General features: G+C 40.7%; 1 protein-coding gene. It reads left to right on the top strand.

The window, feature by feature from the left end; genetic code table 11:
• A partial coding sequence (locus tag B7C60_RS13565; RefSeq protein ID WP_245869450.1) for a putative transporter occupies nt 1-1159 on the top strand: 1159 nt, incomplete at both ends.

The following is a 1159-nucleotide window of genomic DNA, read 5'->3' on the forward strand; positions in this document are numbered from 1 at the left end:
CCTATTTGGTGGTATTTTAGTCGGCCATTTTACTACGGCTTGGGGAATCGATCTCGATTACAATACCTTACATTTTATTCAAGAATTTGGTCTGATCTTGTTTGTTTATACCATTGGTATACAAGTGGGGCCTGGCTTTTTCTCTTCATTGAGATCCTCCGGTCTAAAACTGAATGCTTTTGCTGCTTTGATTGTTTTGCTTGGCTGTTTAGTGACCATCGCACTGTATTATTTATTTGATGTGCCATTGCCGGTGATTCTCGGCGTATTCTCTGGTGCAGTGACCAATACACCATCACTGGGTGCTGGGCAACAAATTCTCGGAGAGTTAGGTGGCCAAGAGAATTTATTGGATTTAACCGGGATGGGCTATGCAATTGCTTATCCATTTGGTATTTGTGGCATTTTGTTAACGATGTGGCTATTGCGTATGTTATTTCGAGTTAACATTCAGCAAGAGGCTGATGAATTTGAAATTCACAATGGGCATAAAAAAGAGAGCCTGAATACGATAAATGTTGCGGTGAAAAATCCCAATTTAAATGGGCTGCTCTTACAAGAGATTCCAGCATTAAGCGATGGAAATATTATTTGTTCGCGCTTAAAACGAGGAGACCAACTGTATGTCCCCAAGCCAGACTCTCGTGTTGAATTGAATGATTTTCTTCACTTAGTGGGGGATAAAAAAGCATTAGAAAAAGCTCGGTTAGTGATTGGTGAAGAGGTTGATGCTTCATTATCGACACGAGGCACCGAATTACGAGTTCAACGTTTAGTGGTGACCAATGAAATTGTATTGGGTAAAAAACTACGTGACTTAGATCTAAAAGAAAAGTATGACGTTGTGGTTTCTCGGCTTAATCGAGCTGGGGTTGAGTTGATTCCATCGAGTCAATCAACTCTACAATTTGGTGATATTTTAAACTTAGTTGGCCGAAAAGAAGCCATTGAAGCCGTCAGTGGTATTGTTGGTAATGCACATCAAAAATTGCAACATGTGCAAATGTTGCCTGTTTTTGTTGGGATAGGCCTTGGAGTACTCTTAGGTTCGATACCTTTTTACTTACCGGGTTTTCCTGCAGCAATAAAATTGGGATTGGCAGGCGGACCACTGATCGTCGCTCTTATTTTGGCTCGTATTGGTAGCATTGGTAAAATG

This window comes from Vibrio fujianensis, assembly GCF_002749895.1.
GTDB lineage: Bacteria > Pseudomonadota > Gammaproteobacteria > Enterobacterales > Vibrionaceae > Vibrio > Vibrio fujianensis.